This is a genomic window from Mycobacteriales bacterium, from assembly GCA_030697205.1.
Taxonomy (GTDB): domain Bacteria; phylum Actinomycetota; class Actinomycetes; order Mycobacteriales; family SCTD01; genus JAUYQP01.
This window is the reverse complement of record JAUYQP010000024.1, coordinates 1-22,799: the sequence shown is the minus strand read 5'-3', so window position 1 is coordinate 22,799 and position 22,799 is coordinate 1. Positions and strand designations below refer to the sequence as shown.

General features: G+C 71.4%; 18 protein-coding genes, 1 pseudogene and 1 other annotated feature. Of the genes and pseudogenes, 6 read left to right on the top strand and 13 right to left on the bottom strand.

Annotated features, from left to right (window positions below):
- Window positions 1-232 precede the first annotated feature (232 nt).
- On the top strand, window positions 233-1,516 hold the full coding sequence (locus tag Q8R60_07840; protein ID MDP3712379.1) for a site-specific integrase: 1,284 nt from the start codon (window positions 233-235) through the stop codon (window positions 1,514-1,516).
- Between the two features lie 363 nt (window positions 1,517-1,879).
- Here the strand turns inward: Q8R60_07840 and Q8R60_07835 are convergent, their stop codons facing one another.
- The 7 genes and pseudogenes from Q8R60_07835 to Q8R60_07805 all read right to left on the bottom strand — a co-directional run bounded on the left by Q8R60_07835 (window position 1,880) and on the right by Q8R60_07805 (window position 11,858).
- Window positions 1,880-3,499, bottom strand: coding sequence for a sialidase family protein (locus Q8R60_07835; protein ID MDP3712378.1), 1,620 nt, complete (start codon window positions 3,497-3,499; stop codon window positions 1,880-1,882).
- 1 nt (window position 3,500) lies between these two features.
- On the bottom strand, window positions 3,501-4,796 hold the full coding sequence (locus tag Q8R60_07830) for an adenylate/guanylate cyclase domain-containing protein (protein MDP3712377.1): 1,296 nt from the start codon (window positions 4,794-4,796) through the stop codon (window positions 3,501-3,503).
- Window positions 4,793-6,019: an FIST N-terminal domain-containing protein gene (locus Q8R60_07825; GenBank protein ID MDP3712376.1), complete on the bottom strand. Its 1,227-nt coding sequence runs from the start codon at window positions 6,017-6,019 to the stop codon at window positions 4,793-4,795. The genes Q8R60_07830 and Q8R60_07825 overlap by 4 nt, the downstream gene beginning before the upstream one ends.
- Window positions 6,020-6,158: 139 nt before the next feature.
- A pseudogene (locus Q8R60_07820) lies at window positions 6,159-7,405 on the bottom strand (IS3 family transposase).
- Window positions 6,999-7,127, bottom strand: a sequence feature (AL1L pseudoknot). It overlaps the preceding pseudogene by 129 nt.
- 30 nt (window positions 7,406-7,435) lie before the next feature.
- The gene (locus Q8R60_07815) at window positions 7,436-7,636 is read right to left on the bottom strand and encodes a hypothetical protein (protein ID MDP3712375.1); all 201 of its coding nucleotides are present in this window, start codon (window positions 7,634-7,636) and stop codon (window positions 7,436-7,438) included.
- Between the two features lie 79 nt (window positions 7,637-7,715).
- Window positions 7,716-11,240, bottom strand: coding sequence for a DNA polymerase III subunit alpha (dnaE, locus tag Q8R60_07810; GenBank protein ID MDP3712374.1), 3,525 nt, complete (start codon window positions 11,238-11,240; stop codon window positions 7,716-7,718).
- Window positions 11,241-11,429: 189 nt separating this feature from the next.
- Complete coding sequence (locus Q8R60_07805; protein ID MDP3712373.1) at window positions 11,430-11,858, bottom strand: GNAT family N-acetyltransferase; 429 nt, start codon at window positions 11,856-11,858, stop codon at window positions 11,430-11,432.
- A gap of 48 nt (window positions 11,859-11,906) precedes the next feature.
- Here Q8R60_07805 and Q8R60_07800 point away from each other — a divergent pair, with 48 nt between their 5' ends.
- Both Q8R60_07800 and Q8R60_07795 read left to right on the top strand, forming a co-directional pair.
- Window positions 11,907-12,545: a hypothetical protein gene (locus Q8R60_07800; GenBank protein ID MDP3712372.1), complete on the top strand. Its 639-nt coding sequence runs from the start codon at window positions 11,907-11,909 to the stop codon at window positions 12,543-12,545.
- Window positions 12,542-12,736: a hypothetical protein gene (locus Q8R60_07795; GenBank protein MDP3712371.1), complete on the top strand. Its 195-nt coding sequence runs from the start codon at window positions 12,542-12,544 to the stop codon at window positions 12,734-12,736. The genes Q8R60_07800 and Q8R60_07795 overlap by 4 nt, the downstream gene beginning before the upstream one ends.
- On the opposite strand, the gene Q8R60_07790 is transcribed toward Q8R60_07795, so the two are convergent.
- Genes Q8R60_07790 through Q8R60_07770 form a run of 5 tightly spaced genes read right to left on the bottom strand, consistent with a single transcriptional unit; the run spans window position 12,728 to window position 16,346 of the window.
- Window positions 12,728-13,189, bottom strand: coding sequence for a GNAT family N-acetyltransferase (locus Q8R60_07790; GenBank protein MDP3712370.1), 462 nt, complete (start codon window positions 13,187-13,189; stop codon window positions 12,728-12,730). The genes Q8R60_07795 and Q8R60_07790 overlap by 9 nt on opposite strands.
- A complete protein-coding gene (locus Q8R60_07785) occupies window positions 13,186-14,178 on the bottom strand; it encodes a hypothetical protein (protein MDP3712369.1) in 993 nt (330 codons plus the stop codon). Before Q8R60_07785 ends, Q8R60_07790 begins: the two co-directional genes overlap by 4 nt.
- Window positions 14,175-15,104: an RluA family pseudouridine synthase gene (locus Q8R60_07780; GenBank protein ID MDP3712368.1), complete on the bottom strand. Its 930-nt coding sequence runs from the start codon at window positions 15,102-15,104 to the stop codon at window positions 14,175-14,177. Before Q8R60_07780 ends, Q8R60_07785 begins: the two co-directional genes overlap by 4 nt.
- A gap of 7 nt (window positions 15,105-15,111) precedes the next feature.
- Window positions 15,112-15,678: a signal peptidase II gene (gene lspA, locus Q8R60_07775; protein MDP3712367.1), complete on the bottom strand. Its 567-nt coding sequence runs from the start codon at window positions 15,676-15,678 to the stop codon at window positions 15,112-15,114.
- Window positions 15,642-16,346, bottom strand: coding sequence for a TraR/DksA C4-type zinc finger protein (locus tag Q8R60_07770; GenBank protein ID MDP3712366.1), 705 nt, complete (start codon window positions 16,344-16,346; stop codon window positions 15,642-15,644). Before Q8R60_07770 ends, lspA begins: the two co-directional genes overlap by 37 nt.
- An 824-nt stretch (window positions 16,347-17,170) precedes the next feature.
- On the opposite strand from Q8R60_07770, the gene ileS reads away from it, so the two are divergent.
- Complete coding sequence (gene ileS, locus Q8R60_07765) at window positions 17,171-20,275, top strand: isoleucine--tRNA ligase (GenBank protein MDP3712365.1); 3,105 nt, start codon at window positions 17,171-17,173, stop codon at window positions 20,273-20,275.
- A gap of 137 nt (window positions 20,276-20,412) precedes the next feature.
- Window positions 20,413-20,922 (top strand): hypothetical protein, encoded by a 510-nt coding sequence (locus Q8R60_07760; protein MDP3712364.1) that lies wholly within the window; start codon window positions 20,413-20,415, stop codon window positions 20,920-20,922.
- Between the two features lie 372 nt (window positions 20,923-21,294).
- Here the strand turns inward: Q8R60_07760 and Q8R60_07755 are convergent, their stop codons facing one another.
- Complete coding sequence (locus Q8R60_07755; GenBank protein MDP3712363.1) at window positions 21,295-22,233, bottom strand: hypothetical protein; 939 nt, start codon at window positions 22,231-22,233, stop codon at window positions 21,295-21,297.
- Between the two features lie 158 nt (window positions 22,234-22,391).
- On the opposite strand from Q8R60_07755, the gene Q8R60_07750 reads away from it, so the two are divergent.
- The coding region (locus tag Q8R60_07750; GenBank protein MDP3712362.1) for a hypothetical protein at window positions 22,392-22,799 on the top strand (408 nt) is incomplete at its 3' end.

The window sequence follows — 22,799 nt, the reverse complement described above, 5'->3', positions numbered from 1 at the left end:
TTATGAGCGGCGTTTACCAACAGTCCCGATGGGCGTACACTTGGCAAAACCGCAGGTCAGAGGGTATTTCTGGGTCGCTGCAGAACGCTCCCGGTCGCTCAGAGTCGTCTGAGTTTGCGGACATTCTGCGGACATCAGCGACCCTCGGGCCGCACGGACGTCAGAGGAGGTGGACGCGGTGCCGCTCGGTTGGGTGCGCGCCCGCCCCTGCGACGACGGCCGGCCGGGGTTCATGGCCTGCTACCGCGACGCCCGCGGCCAGACCCGCAGCGCCGGCACCTTTGCCAGCAAGCGGGAGGCGGCCGCCGCCGCTGCGCAGGCCTCGGTGCTGGTCGGGCAGGGCAAGCTCTCGGGTGCCGACGTCGGCAAGCTGCCGTTCAAGCGGTACGTGGACGAGGTGTGGTTCCCGCACCACGTGCTCGAGCCGAGCACCCGCGAGTCCTACCGCTACTCCATCGACAAGCACCTGGTGCCGTTCTTCGGCACGATGCGCATGACCACCATCCTGCCCAGCCACGTCCGCGAGTGGGTCAGCGACCGCGTAGCGGCCGGTGTCAGCCCGGCGAACATCCGGCACCAGAAGATCATCCTGTCGGCGATCTTCACGACCGCGCTCAACGACGCGGTGGTGCAGCTGCATCCGTGCCGTGGGGTGAAGACCCCGACGGTGGCGCGCAAGGAGTTCCGGATCGTCACGCCGGAGCAGTTCGAGACGATCTACGACGCGCTGCCGGACGAGATGAGCCAGCTGCTCGTCGAGGTGGCGATCGACTCCGGGCTGCGGTGGGGCGAGATCACCGAGCTGCGTCCGGCCGACCTCGACGCGGCGAGCCGGATCCTGACGGTCAGCCGGGCCGTGGTGATGGTGAACCCGAAGTTCCATCCGGAGGGCGGCAGGTTCCACGTCAAGCCCTACCCGAAGGGCAAGCTGAGCCGCCGCTTCAAGCTCAGCACCGCCGTCGCCGCACGGGTCGCCGAGTACGTGCGGGACAACGGGTTGGCGCCGGACGACCTGCTTTTCACCCAGCCGGAGCCGGAGGCCCCGCCGCGGCTGGTGCCCGTCCCGAGTGCGGAGAGCGGCCGCACCGAGCCGAACGACAAGGGCCGGACCTACCGGCACGCGACTCTGTCGGCCTACACCGCCGGCAGGTGCCGCTGCGCGCTGTGCCGGGCGGTGTTCGCCGCCTACCGCGCCCGTCGGCGCGCCGGGGGCAGCGACGGGGGCAGCCAGCCTCGTGTCGTCGCCGGTGACGGGCACCTGTCCCGTGACTGGTTCCGCAACAACGTGTGGACACCGGCATGCAAGGCCGCCGGCCTCGAGGGGAGCGTGCGCATGCATGACCTACGCCACGCCCATGCGTCATGGCTTCTCGCCGGTGGTGCCGACCTGCAGGTCGTAAAGGAGCGGCTCGGTCATGCAAGCATCGCCACGACCGAGCGCTACCTGCACACACTGCCTACGGCCGACGACACTGCGTTGGACGCGCTTGCACGGATTCGCAAGCGTCCTAGCTGACCGGCCGCGGGCTCGCCGACCTCCACACTGCCAGTTCGGACTTAGCCCCTCGTGATGAGCCTACTTTCCTTATTTTCCAGGCGCTCTGGAGTTGTTGTAGGCGCTCTGGAGCTGTAGAGATCTCTCTCGATCGGGCACGTAGCGGGCACGCCGGGCGTGCTACGGAGGGCGCGCGATGTGGGAGCCAGTCGGGTGTCACGCACTGTGATCGCACCTCCGTCCAGGTCGGGCTTCGTCCCTGTTCAGGATGTGCCCGCGGCGGCTTGAGAGCAAGCCTCAGGGTCTGTTCCCCGGCGACGGGGAAAGGGCGTTGCTCGCTGGCCGCCGAGCGCTGGGAAGCGAGTGGCCGGACCCCCTTCGGCGCTACCCGCGCACGGAGGGCTGTCGACGCCGTCGGACGACTACCGCCAGCGCAAGCATGTTCGCGAATCCGAGTGCTGCAGCGCTTTCCTGAATGCCGGTGGCGGGCAGCTGTCCTGTGGCCAGTCCCGCTGGACCTGCAGGCCGGTCCACAGGTGCCGCCGGGCGTCGGGTCACGGACGAGGACCGTTGGACGGCGAACACGTCCGTCGTCCCCACCTGCGCGATGGGAGCTGGGAGCGCGAGAGCTGCCAGGAACCCCTGCGGGAGCCCGACGAATCCGTGGTAGTCGCCGACGAACCGACCTGCCTGGGGGATCTCCCGCATCGGAGCCCGGCGCAGGTCCACCGGTCCGATCAGGGCTTCCTCCTGCCACGTCCGCCCCCCGTCACGCGAACGCGCCAACCACACGTCGGCGGTGAACGCGTCATCGCCCGCAACGTCTCGACGGGTGTCGTGGTAGCTGAGTCCGACGGTCCCGTCACCGGCCACCGCGAGGTGGGGCAGGAACGTCGCGGTCCTGGGCGCAGTGACGGCGCGCGGGGAGGACCAGGTCCGTCCACCGTCAGCGCTGCGGGACAAGCGCAGCTCACTCTGCTGCTCGGACAGGGCGTGCCGCCACACCAGGTACACCGTGCCGTCGGGCGCGACGTCCACGCCAGTGAAGGCGCTCGGCGCCTGCAACCGGTCGCCGCTGTCCGGGTCCGCACCCGAGTGGAAGCTGCCATCGGCGGTGGTGAACTCCGCGACGGTCACGGGCGCTGACCACGTCTGACCGCCGTCGGTGGAGCGCACCGCCTGCACGGTGTGCGGGAGGAAGCGGCCCGTGTCCGGCACCAGCCCCGGAAGCATGGTGGCGATCACGAGAAGCGAGCCATCCGGCAGGACGAGCAGCTCACTGCCGTGCGGGATAAGCGTCGGCGGGTTGGGCGCGAGCACGGTGCGGGCTTCGCTCCAGGTCGCACCGCCGTCATCGGTCCGCGTGAAGGAGATCCCGGTCGACAGCGGCCCGAAGGCCGTCGACTCGCGCGTCCACACCAGGTAGGCGCGGCCCGCCTTCTTCGGGTCTGCCGTCACCGCCGGCTTGTCGTTCAGAACGACTGGGTCGTCGGTGATGACACGCGGCCGCGACCACTGCCGGCCGAGGTCCTGAGAGGTGCTGACCTGAAGGCGGGACCGCACAGGAGCCGGCACGGTCGCGTCGGGGAGGTCGAGCGAGAAGCCCGAGAGGTAGGCCGTGCCGTCGGCGCCGATGGACACCCAGGGATCCAAGCCCAGGTCTGCGTCGCCGCCCGAGCAGGCCGAGACGCCGGGTACGACGGTCGGGCGTGACCACGTCCGACCGCCGTCGACGGAGGTCGCGGTGACGTAGCCGTTGTAGAGGTCCTGCATCCACCCGGCGACCAGATGCGTCGGGCGACGCGGGTCAGCCGCGAGCGTCACCTCGGTCTCCGCGTCGCTGAAACCGGTCCCGAACCCGCCGTCCTCGACGTCGAAGCAGTCGGCCGCGTACGGACTCGCACCCGACACCCGCACGACATTGCTGCTGGCAGCGCCGGCCGGCTGCCCAAGAGCAGCCGGCATCAGCGAAAGAACCAGAACCGGAACAGCGAGTCGGCGCACGCTAGTGACCTTCCCACTCCCGGCCGTCGTCTCCTGCCGGACTGTCGGGAACTCGACAGCCGTCAGTGGGCTCGATCGCAGAGGCGACGACGGGGGCGGAGATGCCCTTGAGCGTCAGCGGACCGCGCGAGGTGCCGGTCACACGTCCGGTCAGGAGCTCGAGCGTCCGCGGCGACACGAGGACCTCGCCAGGTGCCGCGGCACCCTCGAGGCGCGCGGCCAGGTTCGTAGGCATGCCGATCGCCGTGTAGACGCGGTGGGTGTCAGAGCCGAAGACGCCGACCGCGCAGGACCCGGTGTTGACGCCGATGCGCACCTGCAGCTCAAGCGGGCCGACCTCGGCGCTCAGCGCCTCGACCAGACGTGGCATCTGCGACCTCATCGCGAAGGCTGCCTGGGCGGCGTTCCAGGCGTGCTCCTCGGCGGTCATCACCGTCGGGGCACCGAAGATGACGAGGATGCCGTCACCGGCGAATGTTCCGACTGTCCCCTGGTGCGCGTAGGCCACCGAGGTCATGTCACGCAGGTAGGAGTCCAGGACACGCGCCAGGACGGCCGGTGAGACCCGGTCCGCCAATGCGGTGAAGCCGACCATGTCGGCGGACAGGATCGTGACCTCCCGGCGCTCGTGGACCTCGGTACGGGTCAGATGGCCCTGCATGAGCTCCTCGACCACCGCCGGCGCCAGGAACCGGCGCACCTCGTTCAACGCCGCCATCTTCGCGTTCTGGACCGCCGCGCCGACGAGGCCGGCGACCGCGCGCACGGTGTCGAGGTCCACCTCGTTCAGCGAAGCGAAGAAACCGGAGCGCGCCCCCAACCGCCCGACTACCAGCACGCACTCACCGTCGACCACCGGAACCGCGATGAACTCGGGCACCCCGAAGCTCAAGCGAGCCGCCGCGACCCACTCGGCCACCTGCTCGTCCGAAGCGACAGCTACCCCGTCCGCCTCGAAGATCGAGTCCGGGAGCTCGACCGGTCCGGTCGGTGGCGAACTGGGCGGGAAGCCGGTCCAGGAGTAGGGCTCGTACACCGCACCGAAACGCCGCAGTGCGACCGTCCGCTGGACGTGCAGCTTCGCCTCGACGAGCGGCAGCACGGAGGCAAGCGCGGGCTCCAGGCTGGTGTGCGCACCCAGCGACTGACCCAGGCTCGCCAGCAGCGAGAACCCGCGCCGCCGTACTTCCAGCTCACCGCCGGCGGACTGCGCACGACGGGTGAGCTTCACCGTCTCGGCAGCGACCTCGTCCAGCTGCCGGCGCAGGTAACGGAGCTCTGCCTCAGCCTCGGTCAACGGCTGATCAGGCACAGCACCCCGGTCCAGTCCAGCGGTCGGGGCGTCCCGACGACGGGAGCGATCTCGATGCCCGTGTAGGCACCGAGCAGGGGGATGTCACCCAGAGCCCGTCGTACGGCGTGGCCTTCCTCCTCGGGCATCGCGGAACCCATCACGCACCGTCCGGCGCAGTCGAGGTAGAGCGCGAGCAGCGGGGTCCGGTCTCCGACCTGAGCAAGGACGCTGGCGACGCGGTCCTCGACGTAGGCGAAGTCGGTGGAGACCCGCATCAGCTGCACCAGCGAGCCTGCCTCCAGGTCCGGCTCGAACATGACCAGACCACCACTCGACTCGTCGACGGCCAGGCACAGCCGCGTCTGGTACTGCTCCTCGTCGAAGTCCGCAAAGCGATCGCCCCGGTTGACGCCGAGGATCACGTTGAACGGGTACTCCGCGCGAGGCAGCGCCCCGCCGAGCAGCTCATCGACCACCTCGAGGGCAGGACGACCGTCGATCTCCAGCACGACCGGCCCGGCCGTCTTGGTGATCGTTCGGTAGGAGCCGGCGGGTCGACAGCCGTGCAGGACGACCGTGTCCATCCGGAGACTGCCCTGGAAGCCGACCGCGACAGCGGCGTCCCGGTCGGCGACGTCATCGACGTACACGTGCGACCACGTCGGCTGACCCGAGTCGACGAGCCCGGCACCGGACACCGACCTCGGCGCACCCGCGACCTCCAGGAGCCCGGCGAGCAGAGGGGTGCCGAAGTTGAGAGCAAGCCCATCGGGATGCGTCAGCCCGCGAGCGATCGAGCTGTAGAGCAGGAGCACGTCGAGGGCCGCAAGGTCGGACGCGGCCGACAGATCCGAAGCCAGGTCTCGCCCGACGTCGTACTCGGAGCGCGCCGCCAACCCGGACGCGGAGGCGAAGACGACGCTGGCGGGGTCGAGCCCACCGAGCACGGCGACGCCCACCTGATGCCCTTCGTAGCTGACATCCGCGTTGGTGATGACGCCCATCGCGGTGCCGCCGACGATCCGCGTTGTCGGGCCCAGCGCCTCGCGCACACCAGCGACGACCTCGGCCGGGTCATGACGTCCGTGGTGGAAGCAGAACGCCAGATCCGCCGTCTGCAGCCCCGCGCTGTCGAGAGCAGCGCGTGCCGCCGCGGTGCCCGCGTCACGCGACGAAGGAAGGTCGACGTACGCCGAACCCGCCCGCGGCAACACCTGATCGCTCACCTGGACCTACCCCCGGATGGTCTGCTGCGCAACGCACCGACGGTAGCCCAGCCGAGACACAGCGGCCATGGAGGCGAGGTCCGTGTCCGCAGAACGGCACGACCCCTGTCAAGTACCGGGTTTGATGGAGGGTCTGAACTCACGCGAAGCGGGTTGCTTCGGTGAGGCTGGACTTGCGGTGCAGGGTCTCGTACTCGACCGGTGGGAGCAGCCCAATCTCGCCGTGAAGGCGTCGATGGTTGAACCAGTCGATGTATTCGGCAACGGCGATCTCGAGGTCGTCGATGTTCTTCCAGGGCCCGCGGTTGCGGACGAGCTCGGCCTTGAACAGGCTGTTGAAGGCTTCGGCCATGGCGTTGTCATAGCTGTCGCCGGTGCTTCCGACTGACGCGACGAGCCCGGCCTCGGCGAGTCGCTCGGTGTAGCGAATCGCGAGGTACTGCACGCCCTTGTCGCTGTGATGGACCAGCGCGCTGGTGTCATGGTTCTCACGCTGCCGGGTCCACAGGCCCATGTTCAGGGCATCGAGGGCCAGGTCGGTGCGTAGCGAGGTCGACAGCTGCCATCCGATGACGCGGCGGCTGAAGACGTCGAGGATGAACGCGGCGTAGACCCAGCCGGCGAAGGTCCGGCAGTAGGTGATGTCGGCGACCCACAGCTGATCGGGGCCCTCGGCAGTGAACTGGCGGTCCACCAGGTCGGGGCGGGTGTCCGGGCCGCTGCCCGGGATCGTCGTGCGAGGGCCCTTCGCGCGCGAGATCCCCCGTAGGCCGAGCTCGGCCATCAACCTTTGGGCCGTGCAGCGCGCGACTGGCCGGCTGTCGGCCAGCACCGGCTCCCGCGCGAGCGCGGCGTGCATCTTGCGGATCCCGTACACGCCGTAGTTCTCCTCGTGGACCCTCGCGATCACGGGCTTGAGCTCCTCGTCGCGGATCGCGCGTGCCGACGGCATGCGCTTCTTCGCTGCGTAGTAGGTGCTCGGGGCGATCTTGAGCTCCGCGCTAGTCAACGCGGCACAGATCGGCTCGACCCCCTGCTCCTGCTTGTGCTGATCGATGTAGTCCACGATCAGCGAGACGGGCGGTCGAGCTCCGCCGCGAAAAAAGCCGACGCCGAACGCAAGATCGCGTTCGCCCGACGCAGCTCCTTGACCTCCCGCTCGAGCTTGTCGAGCTTGTCCGCGTCCGAGGTCGTCGTCCCCGGCCGCTGCCCCTCGTTGATCTCGGCCTGCGTGACCCAGCCACGCAGCGTCTCCGGGTTCACCAACAGCTGCTCACCGATCCGCGCACACGCCCCCGGCCGCGAGGCCGGATCCTTGCGCGCGTCCAGCGTCAGCCGGATCGCTCTCTCCCGAAGCTCATCCGGGTACTTCCGTGGTGCCGCCATCCGTCATCCTCCGTGGCTTGATGGTCTCCATCAAACCCGGCACGAGACAGGCCCCCGGGTGGCGGTGAAGTCCCACCACGCCACGACCTGGTCGGTCGCCGAGCGCGCCCCCCGGTAGTCGAACTCCTGGTGGCTGGCGCGCAGGCCGCTGTCGATGACCGCGACCACGGGAGTGGCAACCGCCCCCGTGGCGCGGGCTGCGGCTGCGTCGGGCACCCAGCAGGTGGCCAAGGCGACAGCGAGTAACAGCCCGACGGGACGACGTGTCATGCGAGGAAGAGCCCGTAGCCTCTCGGCGGGTTCGCGCGCGTCAGCCGGCGACGGGCAGGCAACCCGGGCCGAGCAGCGCCTTGAGGTCCGCGAACAGCGCCGGCGTGGCGGTGACCCGCAGCCGGTCGTCGAGGCGGACGACTGTGGTCTTGCCGGCGTTGACCAGCTGCAGGTGCACCTCGGTCGTGCCGGGGTGCGAGGCGAGGACGTCCTTGAACCGCTCGACCACCGGCGGGGTACAGCGCTGCGTCGGCAGGGACACGACGACGGGACCACGCGGGCCGGTCGAGAGGTCCGGGACGATGACCTCGTTGGCGATGATCTTCGGGACGTCGTCGCGCTTGTCGACCCGGCCGCGCACGAGCACGACGGCGTCCTCGACGAGCTGGACCGCGGCGGCCTGGTAGCTCTGCGGGAAGAACATGCACTCCACCGCGCCCTCGAGGTCCTCGAGCACGACGAGCGCCCAGGCGTCGCCCTTCTTGGTCATCTTGCGGGTGACCGAGGACAGGATGCCGCCGAGCACGACGGTCGAGCCGTCGTCGCGGTCCTGCAGCGCCGACACCGGGCAGTCGACCGCGGCGGCGATGACGTGCTCGACGCCGAACAGCGGGTGGTCCGAGACGTAGAGGCCGAGCATCTCGCGCTCGTAGGCGAGCAGCAGGGTCTTGTCCCACTCCCCCATCGGGATCGCGACCTCGAAAACCGAGCCGGGCCCGCTGCCGTCGTCGGGCTCGCCCATCGAGCCGAACAGGTCGTACTGCCCGATCGCCTCCGCGCGCTTGGTCTCCATGACCGCGTCGATGGACTCGGCGTGCACGTGGACCAGGCCCTTGCGGGTGTGGCCGAGGGAGTCGAAGGCGCCGGCCTTGATGAGCGACTCGACGGTCTTCTTGTTGCAGGCGACCGCCTCGACCTTGCGCAGGAAGTCGCTGAAGTCGCTGAAGCGGCCCTTGGAGGTCCGGGTCGCGACGATCGAGGCGACGACGTTGGTCCCGACGTTGCGGATCGCCGACAGCCCGAAGCGGATGTCGGTGCCGCGCGGCGTGAAGTCGGAGTCGGAGTCGTTGACGTCGGGCGGCAGGACCTTGATGCCCATCCGCCGGCATTCGGCGAGGTAGAGGGCGCTCTTGTCCTTGTCGTCCTTGACCGAGGTGAGCAGCGCCGCCATGTACTCGGCGGGGAAGTTGGCCTTGAGGTAGGCGGTCCAGAAGCTGACCAGCCCGTAGCCGGCGGTGTGGGCGCGGTTGAAGGCGTAGTCGGAGAAGGGGACGAGGATGTCCCAGAGCGTCTTGATCGCACCCTCGGAGTAGCCGTTGGCGACCATGCCGTCGCGGAACGGGACGTACTCCTTGTCGAGGATCTCCTTCTTCTTCTTGCCCATCGCGCGACGCAGCAGGTCGGCGGCGCCGAGGGTGTAGCCGGCGAGCTTCTGCGCGATCGCCATGACCTGCTCCTGGTAGACGATCAACCCGTAGGTGTCGCCCAGGATCTCCTCGAGGGGCTCGGCGAGCTCGGGGTGGATCGGCACCACCGGCTTGCGCCCGGTCTTGCGGTCGGCGTAGTCGTTGTGCGCGTTGGCGCCCATCGGCCCCGGCCGGTAGAGCGCGAGCACCGCGGAGATCGTCTCGAACGAGTCCGGCTGCATCGAGCGCAGCAGCGAGCGCATCGGCCCGCCGTCGAGCTGGAAGACCCCGAGGGTGTCGCCCCGCGACAGCAGCTCGTAGGTGAGCTTGTCCGGGACCATCTCGTCGAGGGTTTCGAGCACCACCGTCTCACCGCGGTTGTCGGTGATGTGACGCAGGCAGTCGTCGAGGACGGTGAGGTTGCGCAGGCCGAGGAAGTCCATCTTCAGCAGGCCGAGCGTCTCGCAGGCGCCCATGTCGAACTGCGTGATGATCGCGCCGTCGGCCTCGCGGCGCTGGATCGGGATGACGTCGAGCAGCGGCTCGCGGCACAGGATGACGCCGGCGGCGTGGACGCCCCACTGCCGCTTCAGGCCCTCGAGGCCCAGGGCGGTGTCGACGACGGCCTTGGCATCGGGGTCGGCTTCGTAGAGGGCGCGGAACTCACCGGCTTCGGCGTACCTCTTGTGGCTCGGGTCGAAGATGCCGGCGAGCGGGATGTCCTTGCCCATGACCGCGGGCGGCATCGCCTTGGTGATCTTGTCGCCGACGCCGAAGGGGTAGCCGAGGACGCGCGCGCTGTCCTTGACGGCCTGCTTGGCCTTGATGGTGCCGTAGGTGATGATCTGCGAGACCCGCTCCTCGCCGTACTTCTCCGTGGCGTAGCGGATCATGTCGCCGCGCCGGCGCTCGTCGAAGTCGAGGTCGATGTCGGGCATCGAGATGCGCTCGGGGTTGAGGAACCGCTCGAAGAGCAGCTTGTGCTTGATCGGGTCGAGGTCGGTGATGGCCATCGCGTAGGCGACCAGTGACCCCGCGGCGGAGCCACGACCGGGACCGACGCGGATGCCGTTGTCCTTGGCGTAGCGGCACAGGTCGGCGGTCACCAGGAAGTAGCCGGGGAAGCCCATCTGGCAGATGACGTCGACCTCGTAGTCGGCCTGCACCCGGTGGGCCTCGGGGACCTCGCCGTCGAAGCGGCGGGCCAGGCCGCGGTGGACCTCCTCGCGCAGGAACGACTGCTCGGTGTGGCCCTCGGGGACGTCGACGCGCGGCATGAGGTCGGCGCCCTCGTTGAACTCGACCTCGCAGCGCTCGGCGATGAGCAGCGTGTTGTCGCAGGCCTCGGGGAACTCGCTCCACAGCTCGCGCATCTCGCGCGCGCTCTTGAGGTAGAAGTCCTGCGCGTCGAACTTGAAGCGCCCCGGGTCGGCCATCGTCTTGCCGGACTGGACGCACAGCAGCACCTCGTGGGCCTTGGCGTCCTCGGGGTGGGTGTAGTGCAGGTCGTTGGTGGCGAGGAACGGGATCCCCATCTCCTTCGCCAGCCGGATGAGGTCCTTCTGCGCGCGGCGCTCGATGTCGATGCCGTGGTCCATCAGCTCGCAGTAGAAGTTCTCCGCGCCGAAGATGTCGCGGAACTCCCCCGCGCTCGCCTTGGCCTTCTCGTACTGCCCCATCCGCAGGTAAGTCTGGATCTCACCCGACGGGCAGCCGGTCGTGCCGATGATGTCCTTGGCGTGCTCGGAGAGCAGCGCCTTGTCCATCCGCGGCTTGTAGTAGTAGCCCTCGAGGCTCGCCAGGCTCGACATGCGAAACAGCGCGTGCATGCCCGCGGTGCTGGTCGCGAGCATGGTCATGTGCGTGTAGGCGCCACCGCCCGACACGTCGTCCTCGCCACCCGCGCCCCACTTCACGCGGGTCTTGTCGAACCGGCTGCCCGGCGCGAGGTAGGACTCCTGGCCGATGATCGGCTTGATGCCGTGGGCCTTGGCCTTCTTGTAGAAGTCGAAGGCACCGAACACGTTGCCGTGGTCGGTCATCGCGATCGCCGGCATCTCCAGCTCGACGGCCTTCTTGAACAGGTCGTCGAGGCGCGCCGCGCCGTCGAGCATGGAGTACTCGGTGTGCACGTGCAGGTGCACGAACGAGTCGGCCACGGTGGTGTCGCTCCTACGGGTACGCCAGAAGAGCAGCGTCGGTCCGAGGGGAAGGCGGGCCGTGCTGTGCGGGGTCCCCAGTGTTCCACGCCGGTCCGACGGTTCGGCGGAGACTCGCAGGACGTACGACGGGAAGCCGGGTGCGCGCGCGCCTCCCGCAAGCGTGACCGCCCGTCAGGGCAGGCGCACTCACCTGAGGACGAGGTCGACGACGTCCGGGCCGGTGGCGACGACGGCGAAGCCGTGCGTGCCCAGCACCCTGAGGGACGCGAGGTTGTGGGCGACGACGTGCGCGTGCAGCGGCCGCACCGGGTCGAGCCGGAGGAGGGCGCCGACGGCCGCAGTCGCGATGCCGCGGCCCCAGTGGGGCTGTCCGATCCAGTAGCCGAGCTCGCGGCCGTCCTCGCCGACCCACGACCCGATGTTGCCCACGACCTCGCCGTCGACGACCACCGCGCGGACCAGGCACGTCGGGTCGGCCCGGATGCGGGCCCAGTGGGCGTCGAAGGCGGCCTGGTCGCGCGAGGGGAAGTCGGCCATCGCCGCGGCGACCGGGTCGGCCTGGTGCGCGAACAGCGCCGGCAGGTCGCCGTCCCTCACCTCCCGCAGCAGCACCACGCCGACAGGATGCAGCACCGGACGGCGCTGCCGTGGCAGGGTTCGCGAGTGACGACGTGGCAGCGGGTGGCACTGTGTGCCACGGCCGTGTCACTGACCCACCACATCGGGGCCGTCGACCTCGGCGCGGTCGGTGACGTGACGGTCGCGACGCTGGTCGACCTGGCCACACCGTGGCTCGTCCTCGGCACCGCACTGGCCGCACTGCTCGCCGTGCGCCCCGACCGCACCGGCTGGGTGCTTGCCGGCGTGGGCGCGCTCGCCTACACCCACGGCCACGGCATCCACCTCGCCGCCAACTCCGTCTCCGACGAGACCGAGGCCGCCGGCCGCACCCCGTCCGACGTCACCCACCTGTGGGACGAGGTCGTGGGCCACTACGTCTGGTACGCCGGGCTCGCCCTCGTGCTGCTCGCGCTCGCGCGGGCTCTCGTCGCTGAGCCGCGCCCCCGCGGGCTGGTCCCGGTCGCGCTCGCCGTGGCAGTGGGGACGACCTGGGCCACCAACGGCCTCGAGGGCGGCACGGCGGTCGGCTCGCTGGCGGTCGCGCTCGCGTTCGTCGGGTGGGGCGCGCGCACCCGGCGTACAGCGGGGTCGCTGCTGCTCTGGGCCTTCGTCCCCGCCGTGACCGTGCTCGCCGGGTGGGGCGTCACCCACGCGGGCTTCCCCCAGCCGAGCAGCCTGTGAGCGCGCTGCCCCCGAAGTCGCCGCGCGAGGGCGTCGTGACCGCGGTCGTCGTGGGCGTGCTCGTCTTCGTGCTGTGCGACTACGCCCTCGGCGCGTCGGCGGGCCAGTCGGCGCTGGTGGTGCTGACCTTCACGGTCTTCATGACGCTGCTCGACATCGTGCGGGGGCGCTACCAGCGACCGTCAGAGTGACTTCTGCATCGTGAGGTGCTCGATGCCGGCCTCGAGGTAGACCTCGCCGACAGGGGTGTAGCCGGCCCGGTCGTAGAAGCGGCGGGCCGTGGTCTGGGCATGGAGCTCGACGACCTCGACCCCGCGCTCGCGGGCCTGCTGCTCGAGCAGCCCGAGCACGAGCGCCCCGATGCCCTCGCCCCGCTCGGACTCATCGACCGCCATCCGGCCGACGGTCGAGACCGGCCCGGGGGTGAGGACGTTGTCGACGCTGACGGTGCCGGGGACGAGCCGACCCGTCGCCACGACCCGGTCGCCGCGCAGCGCGACAGCGTGGTCGCAGAGCGGGTCGATGTCGTCGCGCTCGAGCTCCTCGGGGACGCCCTGGCCGACGACGAAGACCTCGTGGCGCAGCGCGAAGACGGCGGGCATGTCGTCGGTCGTGGCGAGCCGTACCTCGAGCTCGTCGCTCACGAGCCGCCCGTCGCGGCGTAGTCCTGCGCGAAGGGTCGCGGCCGCGCGGGGATGCTGCCCTTGTCCTCGGGCAGGAAGTACTGCTCGACGTCGACGTCCTTGGCCGTGGCCCCCGCGACGGCGACGTCGACCGTGCGGACCCCCGGCACCGACACGAGCTCCGACAGCTGGCGCGCGGTCGCCTCGACGAGCACCGCGAAGACGCACTCGCAGCTGGTGCGGTAGGCCGCGGCCTCCTTGCCCTCGACCGCGGCCTGGCGGACGAACTCGGCCTTGAAGGCAACCTCGGTCGGGACGGTGCTGGTGATCGACCGCGCCTGGCTGAGGTTGGCCTCCTGGTCGAGGGCCTTGCGCTCTGCGGTCGCGGCGAAGACCCGCAGCGTGTCGGGGACGATCTGGTCGACCTCGATCTCGAGGACCTCCGAGGTCATCCCCGCGGCCTTGGCGCGGCTGAAGACGCGCTCGGTCGCGACCTCCTCGACCAGCGTCGCGATGTCCTCGACCTTGGCGTAGGCGACGAAGCTGACGAGCGCGGTGTAGCGCTTGTCGGGGTCAGCGCGATTGAGGTCGACGACCCGGGCCTTCGTCGCGTCGATGTAGGAGGCCACGGTGTCGCCCACCTCGGGACCGACGGTGACGACCTCCCCCGCCCCGATCGCCGAGCCGGGACCGCCCGGCGCCTCGCCGGACGGACCGGAGCGGGCGAGCGCGACCCCGGCACCACCGAGGAACAGCGCGGCGACGACGAGCAGGCCCAGCTGCGGGACCTCGCGCAGCAGCGCAAGGGGGCCGCGCGCGGCGTAGCGGTCGTCGAGCCGCTGGAGCAGGCCACCCCGCGGGTTGCGCAGCACGCCCACGAGACCGGAGCGCAGCCCCACGACCCGGCCACGGACCCCGGCAGCGCCGCCGCCCACGCCGTCGACCAGCGCGCGCAGACGTGCGGCGAGGAGGGGGACGATCCGGTCGTCGAGCTCGGAGAGCCTGCTCACGAGGCGCCTGCCACCCGGTCGAGAGCCCGCTGGAGGTCCTCGGCGTAGGCGCTCTCGAACTCCACCCAACGACCGTCGTCGGGGTGGGCGAAGCCGAGCCGGACGGCGTGCAGCCACTGCCGCTCGAGCCCGAGCCGCTTGGACAGCGTCGGGTCGGCGCCGTAGGTGATGTCTCCGACGCAGGGGTGCTTGAGCGCGGCCATGTGCACCCGGATCTGGTGGGTGCGGCCGGTCTCGAGGTGGATGTCGAGCAGGCTCGCGTGGCGGAAGGCCTCGATCGTCTCGTAGTGCGTGACGCTCGGGCGGCCGCCAGCGACGACGGCGAAGCGGTAGGCGCTGGTCGGGTGGCGGTCGATGGGGGCGTCGACGGTGCCGGTGTGCGGGTCGGGGTGGCCCTGGACCAGCGCGTGGTAGCGCTTGTCGACGGTGCGCTCGCGGAAGGCGTCCTTGAGCACGGTGTAGGCGCGCTCGCTCTTGGCGACGACCATGACCCCGCTGGTGCCGACGTCGAGGCGGTGCACGACGCCCTGGCGCTCCTCGGCCCCGCTGGTGCTGACCCGGTGGCCGGCGGCGGCCAGCCCGCCGATGACGGTCGGGCCCTCCCAGCCGGGGCTCGGGTGCGCAGCGACACCGATCGGCTTGTCGACGACGATGACGTCGTCGTCCTCGTGGATGACGCGCAGGCCGGGGACGACCTCCGGGGGTGCGGACGGCGTGACGTCAGGGCTCGGCAGGTCGACCTCGAGGCTCGCGCCGGCGAGGACCCGGTCGCTCTTGATCGTCGCCTTGCCGTCGAGGGTGGCTCCACCCGCGCTGACGATGTCGGCCGCGGCGGTGCGCGACAGGCCGAACAGCCGGCTGATCGCGGCGTCGAGGCGCAGCCCGTCGAGCCCCTCGGGGACGGGCAGGGTGCGGCGCTGGGTCACCCCACCATCATGCCGTCTCGTGCTCGCGGGTCCCGTCGATGTCGCGACCTCGCGCCGACAGCAGCACCGCGAGGGCGCCCCCGACGACGATGCAGCTGTCCGCGACGTTGAAGCTCGGCCACCAGCCGAGGTCGAGGAAGTCGACGACGGCGCCGCGCGCAAAACCCGGGTCGCGCAGCAGGCGGTCGGTGAGGTTGCCGAGTGCGCCGGCGAGGAGCAGCCCGAGGCTGAGCGCCCAGCCGACCGAGCGCAGCCGGGTCGCGGTGCGGGCGATCACGACGACCACCGCGACCGCAACGAGGGTGAAGACCACGGTGTAGCCCTCCGCGAAGGAGAACGCCGCGCCCGGGTTGCGGCTCACCCGCAGCGTCAACGGCCCGAGGTCGATCGTGCGACGGCCCTCGAGCTCGGCCACGACCGCGACCTTGGTGGCGACGTCGAGGACGTAGCCGACGAGGGCGACCACGGCGAGCAGGCCCGCGCGACGGGCCGGGAGGACGGACTGCGCGGGCTCGTCGGGCTGGTCGGGCTGGTCGGTCAGCGCCGTTCCTCGCGCTGCTTGCAGCTCACGCACAGCGTCGCCCGCGGGAACGCCTGCAGCCGCATCTTCGGGATCGGGTTGCCGCAGTTCTCGCAGCGCCCGTAGGTCCCGTCGTCGAGCCGGGACAGCGCCCGCTCGACCTGCTGCAGCAGGTCGCGGCTGTTGTTGGCCAGCGACATCTCGTGCTCGCGCTCGAAGGTCTTGGTGCCCGCGTCGGCCTCGTCACCGGTGCCCTCGGACCCGGCGTCGCGCTTGAGGCTCTGCGTCATCTGCTCGGCGTCGTCGATCTCCCCGCGCAGGTCGAGTGCCTGCGCCTCGAGCTCCTTGCGCACCGCGTTGAGCTCGGACTTGCTCCACGCGTCGGCACCGGTCAGCGGCCCGGACGGGATCGGGACGGCCTTCTTCGCGGGCGCCTTGGCAGGAGCGGCCTTCACGGGAGCAGGAGCAGGGGGTACGACGGGAGCCGCCGCCTTCGCGGGCGCCTTGGCGGGCGCCTTGGCGGGCGCCACCTTGACCGGAGCAGCCTTCACCGGAGCCGCCTTTGCGGGCGCGGCCTTCTTCGCCGGAGCGGCCTTCGCGGGCGCGGCCTTCGCGGGCGCGGCCTTCTTCGCCGGAGCCGCCTTCGCAGGCGCGGCCTTCTTCGCCGGAGCAGCCTTGGTGGCGGGCGCGGGGGGTGCGGGCGCCTTCGCGGCCTTCTTCACAGGTGTGGACGCTGCCTTCGTGATCGTCGCCGGCGTGGACGGTCGAGCCTTGATCGTCGCAGGCTTGGACGGCGCCGGCGTGGCGGGCGCGGACGAGCTCGTGACGACCTTGGCCGGACCTACGGGTTTCGCTGGAGCCTTCGCGGCAGGCCTCGCCACGGCCTTCGGTGCCGGCGTCCCCGCGGAACGCGACGCGGGCGCGGCGGGCTTCGACACAGGTGCGGACGACGAGGCAGGCGTAGGGGCAGCAGCGAGGGACGCGTCGTCCTTCTTGCCGCGGCCGAACAACCTGCGCACTCCGCCGCCACGGGCCTTGTCCGCAGCCATCGGGCCCCCTCGCGTGTCCGGATCGTCGGTTTCGGCATGATCACGAGCGTTGGCGAGGATACGGGTCGCGCAGGCCCGCGTCGAAGCACCACGCCGTGCGCCGACGCGCGGGATCCACACGGCACGAGGGGCCAGCGCGCCTCCGTCGTACGTCTGGGTCCCTTCGAGGCAGGTGAGGTCTTACCGAAGGGGAACCCCGTGGCACCCCCGTGGCACGTCCTGGCACGCGGGTGGCACTCCCGAGGCAACGTCGTTGTCTGCGCGTGGCAGACCCGACTAGGCTCGCCCCGACGCAGTGATGGGGACGAGTAGCGGCGCACGCAGCGCAGAGCGATCCGGGGACGGTGTGAGCCCGGGGGCGTGCGCGTCGTGAAGATCACCCCCTGAGCGTCACCCGCAGGACCCAGAGCGGGGGTGCCCAGCACCCCAAGGAGGGTGGTACCGCGGGAGCGCGAGCTCTCGTCCCTCTGTCGAGCACCACCGACGGAGGAGCCACCGTGAAGCAGCTGCCCGCGCAGGTCGACCTGCCCGCCCTCGAGCACCGGGTGCTCGCGCGCTGGGAGCGCGACCGCGTCTTCGAGCGCACCCTCGAGCAGACCGCCGACGGCGAGCCGTGGGTGTTCTACGAGGGCCCGCCGACCGCCAACGGCAAGCCCGGCACGCACCACGTCGAGGCGCGCGTCTTCAAGGACCTCTTCCCGCGCTTCAAGACGATGCAGGGTCGCTCGGTGCCGCGCCGCGCCGGCTGGGACTGCCACGGGCTGCCCGTCGAGCTCGCCGTGGAGAAGGAGCTCGGCTTCTCCGGCAAGGGCGACATCGAGGGCTACGGCATCGCGGCCTTCAACGCGAAGTGCCGCGAGTCGGTGCTGCGCCACGTCGGCGAGTTCGAGGAGCTCACCCGACGGATGGGCTACTGGGTCGACATGGCCAGCGCCTACCGCACGATGGACCCGGCCTACGTCGAGTCGGTGTGGTGGTCGCTGAAGAAGGTCTACGACGACGGGTTGCTCGTCGAGGACCACCGCGTCACGCCCTACTGCCCGCGCTGCGGCACCGGCCTGTCCGACCACGAGGTGGCCCAGGGCTACCAGGACGTGGTCGACCCGTCGGTCTACGTGCGCTTCCCGGTGACGAGCGGGCCGCTCGCGGCCCAGGGTGCGGCGCTGCTGGTCTGGACGACGACGCCGTGGACGCTGGTGTCCAACACCGCCGTCGCGGTGCACCCGGGCGTCACCTACGTCAGCGCGCGCACCGGCGACGAGGTCCTGGTCGTGGCGGAGCCGTTGCTGCACGTGCTCGGTGACGACGTCGAGGTGCTCGAGCGCTTCCCCGGCACCGCGCTGGAGCGCACGACCTACTCCCGCCCCTTCGACTGGGTCGACATCCCCGACGCGCACTTCGTCGGCCTCGCCGACTACGTCACGACCGAGTCCGGCACGGGCCTGGTCCACCAGTCCCCCGCCTTCGGCGCGGAGGACCTCCAGGTCGCGAAGGCCTACGGCCTGCCGGTCGTCAACCCGGTCCGCCTCGACGGCACCTTCGAGGAGTCGGTGCCCCTGGTGGGCGGGGTGTTCTTCAAGGCCGCCGACGCCCGCCTGGTCCAGGACCTGCGCGAGCGCGGGCTGCTCTACCTCGACAAGCCCTACGAGCACGCCTACCCGCACTGCTGGCGCTGCGACACCGCGCTCATCTACTACGCGCTGCCGTCCTGGTACGTCCGCACGACCGCGAAGAAGGACCGGCTGCTCGAGGAGAACGCCAAGACCGACTGGCACCCCGCGACGATCCGGACCGGCCGCTACGGCGACTGGCTCGAGAACAACATCGACTGGGCGCTGTCGCGCAACCGCTACTGGGGCACGCCGCTTCCGGTCTGGCGCTGCACCGCCGACGCGGCGCACCTCACCGTTGTCGGGTCGCTCGCCGAGCTGGGCGCGCTCGCGGGACAGGACCTGTCGGCGCTCGATCCGCACCGCCCCTTCGTCGACGACGTGGTCGTGCCGTGCACGACCTGCAGGGCCGAGGCCCGACGAGTCCCCGAGGTCATCGACTGCTGGTACGACGCGGGCTCGATGCCGTTCGCCCAGGTCGGGTACCCCCACAGCGGCGTCGAGCCGGCGTACCCGGCGCAGTTCATCGCCGAGGCCATCGACCAGACCCGCGGCTGGTTCTACACGCTGATGGCGATCGGGACGCTGGTCTTCGACCGGAGCTCCTACGAGACCGTGCTGTGCCTCGGGCACATCCTCGACGCCGACGGCCGCAAGATGAGCAAGCACCTCGGCAACGTGCTCGACCCCTTCGAGCTGATGGAGCGCCACGGCGCCGACGCCCTGCGCTGGTACATGCTCTGCGGCGGCAGCCCGTGGGCTGCCCGCCGGATCGGTCACGAGCAGGTCGAGGAGGTCGTGCGCAAGGTCCTGCTGACGTACTGGAACACCGCGGCCTTCCACACGCTGTACGCCGGGGCGAACGCGTGGGAGCCCGGCTCCGTCGCCCCTGCCGTCTCCGAGCGGCCGCTCACGGACCGCTGGGCGCTGGCGCAGGTGCACGCAGCCGCGCTGGAGGTGACGGCCGCCCTGGAGGACTTCGACTCGCTGCGGGCCGGCCGGCGGATCGCGACCGTCGTCGACGACCTGTCCAACTGGTACGTCCGGACCTCGCGCCGCCGCTTCTGGGACGGCGACCCGTCGGCGCTCGCGACGCTGCACGAGTGCCTGCACGTCGTGACGCTGCTGCTCGCGCCGTTCACGCCGTTCCTTGCCGACGAGGTCTGGGACGGGCTGTTCACGGGCCCGGGGTCGGAGCTGCCGGACTCGGTGCACCTGGCGCGCTGGCCCGTCGTCGACGGCTCGCTCGTCGACGCCGAGCTGCTCGAGCAGGTCGCGCTGGTCCGCCGGCTCGTCGACCTCGGGCGGACCGCCCGCGCCGAGTCGAAGGTGAAGACCCGCCAGCCACTCGGCCGGGCGCTGGTGTCCGCGACCGGCTGGGAGCGGCTGCCCGCGGAGCTGCAGGCCGTCGTCGCCGCCGAGCTCAACGTCGTCACCCTCGAGGGCCTGTCGGGTGACCTCGTCGACGTCACGGCCAAGGCCAACTTCCGGGCACTGGGCGCGCGCTTCGGCAAGGGCGTGCAGGCCGTCGCGGCCGCCGTCGCGGCCGCGGACGCCGCTGCGCTCGCGACCGCCCTGCGGGCCGGCACCGCGTCCGTCGTCGTCGACGGCGAGACCGTTGCCCTCTCGCCGGACGAGGTCGTCGTCACCGAGACGCCGCGCGAGGGCTGGGCGGTGGCCTCAGGGCAGGGTGAGACGGTGGCGCTCGACCTGGAGATCACCCCCGAGCTGCGCCGGCAGGGGCTGGTGCGCGACGTCGTGCGACTCGTGCAGGAGGCCCGCAAGAGCACGGGCCTCGACGTGAGCGACCGCATCGAGCTGTGGTGGTCGGCGCAGGGAGAGCTGGCGGAGGCGGTCACCGAGGGTGCCGCCCGGCTCGGCGAGGAGGTCCTCGCGGTGTCGGTGACGGCAGGTAGTCCCGCCGCCGCGCTCAAGCCGCACGAGGACCCCGACCTCGGCCTCGTCTTCTGGCTGCGGCAGGCGGGCGCGTGACTGCGCCGAACGGCTGAGCGCTCGGCGCAGTCGGACCAACATCACCCGGATGGCCCCGTCAGAACAGGCTCTGCCGGATCCGATGCCTCATGCGACTGATCCGCTCGGAGCAGCGTCGAACCACCCAGGAGGACCCGGTGACCGTGCACACCGTCGAGCTCGACCCCCGCCCGGTGCACCGGAGCTTCCGCCTGACCCGTCCCGGCGCGCCGACGGCGCTGTCGAGCCAGGTCCGCCCGGCGATGGTCCTGCCTGAGCGCGAGGGCCGGGCGCTGCTCACTGCGGCCGGCCGCGAGGACGTCGGCGGCAGCGGCTGCTACTCGGCCGGCCCCGCGGGCATCCAGGTGTGGAGCGGCCCCTGGGACGGCGTCGGCGGCAGCAAGGGCTCCGCGGTGCACCTGGGCTCAGTCGACTGGAGCTACGACACCCCCGTCCGGCACTACATCACCATCTACCGCGTGCTCGTCACCGCGTCAGGCGTCGAGGCCGGCGAGACGACCAACTCGGTCCTCGCCCGGGTCCTCAACCTCGCGGGGCTCTCGCTGGAGGGCGACCGCGTGACGCTGCCGGTCCCGCCTCCGCGCGACCCCTTCCGCTCGGTCGACCTCGTGGCCCGTTCGGAGCAGGAGCGCGAGCTGCTCCGCTAGTCCTTCCCCGTACGGCCCGACCGGCCGCCGACCCACTCCCCCCGGGCCGGCGGCCGGTCCCGTGTCCGGCCGGGTCGGGTGTCCGGCCGGGTCGGGTGTCCGGCCGGGTCGGGTGTCCGGCCGGGTCGGGCGTCCGGGCCGGGTCGGGCGTCCGGGCCGGGTCGGGTGTCCGGGCCGGGTCGCGGCGTAGGAGGCGATCCGACGGACTTCCAGTCCCTACGTGCCGCGCGGACGCCCACGCGTCACGGGTCCGCGCTGGCCCGGGACTGGAAGCACAACGGATCGCGCGGCCGCGACCACCGCGCCCGCCCCCTCACGCCACGAGGCCGGCTCCCGCTCTGCGGGGGCCGGCCTCGTGGCGGTGCGGGAAGGTCAGGGCTTGCAGACCCCGCAGGCGTCGTAGCCCTGTCGGGTGGCCTGAGCCTTGGTGAGCTCCTGCGCGCCGTCGACGCCGCGGACGTAGCGGCACTCGGCGGTGTGGAACTTGCCGCGGTCCGGGATGACCACGACGGTCCCGGGCTTCGTGGCCGGCGCGGCGGCCTTGGCAGCCTTCGCAGGAGCGGCCTTCTTCGCAGGCGCGGCCTTGGCAGCGGCGGCCTTCGTGGGGGCAGCCTTCGTGGGGGCAGCCTTGATGGCGGACGCAGCCTTCGCGGGAGCAGCCTTCGCGGGAGCGGCCTTCTTCGCAGGGGCAGCGGTCTTGGCCGGCGCCTTCTTCACCGCAGCCGTCCCGCGACGCGGCGTGGGCGCGGCGACGACGGCGTCCTCCCGCTCGAGGGCATCGGCCTTCTCGACGGGCGCGGGCTCGTCGACGAGCTCGCCGTCCTCGTCGGTGTCGAGGACGGTGTCCGCAGACGTCGCGGTGACGAGCTGCGCGTCAGGCTTGCAGACACCGCAGGGCGTGAAGCCCTCGGCGCGAGCCTCGCGGACCTCGACCTCCTCGGCGTCTTTGCCGGCCAGGTAGCGGCAACCCGCGACGTGGTAGCGCGGGCGGTCGGCGACGACGAGCACCGTGCCGGACAGGGCCCCGGTGTCGGTGTCGGTTTCAGACGCCGCAGGCGTCTCGCGCGAGGTCGGGATGGTCGTGACGGATGGCTCCGCCGCCGACGCGTCGGCGAGCGCGACGGTCGGCGAGGTCGCGTCCGCGGCCTCGCTGACCTCGCCACGGCGCTGGAAGATCCCGATGATGAGGAAGACGAAGGCCGCTGCGCTCACCGCGATGGAGGCGTAGACGAAGTCGAGCTCGGGCGTGAAGAGCCCGATCACGAGCAGGACGAAGGCGACGGCGACAAGCGCACCGCTGATCACGATCACAGATGAGGTCCCTCTGGCAGGTCCAGCACGACAGGTGCTGAGGTCGTCGGCATCGTAGCGGCGGTAGGAGCGGCGGACGTCGCGACGCGCGTCACGTTCGGTCCCCGGGCTCGGGACCGTCGTCGACCTGCTCCACGATCCCGCTCGGGGGAACGACCGTGAAGGGACCCACCGGCTCGGGTCCGGTCTCCGTCGTCAGCGGCGGCACAGCGCGCAGCGGGCTCTCCGGTCGGGGCGGGACTCGGTCGGCCAGCTCCCTCGCGGCGTCGGCAAGCGCCGAGCTCCCCCCGAAGGCGGGGGTCTGCCTGACCCCGTCGCTGTCCGTGCCGCTGTCCGTCTCGCTGTCCGTCTCGCTGTCCGTAGGTAGGGTGCTGATGCTCGGCCTGGGCGCCGCCGAGAAGGGCTGGGGCGGCGCAGTCGGCGGTGCCACGGGCTGGGACGCCGGTGAGAGCGCCACGGGGGCGGGTCCGGCGGGCGCGGGCGCGGGCGGTGCCGCAGGAGCGGCGGGGGTAGCGGGGACGGGTCGCGCAACGAGAAGCGGCGCGGCAGGCGGCGCGGCAGGCGGC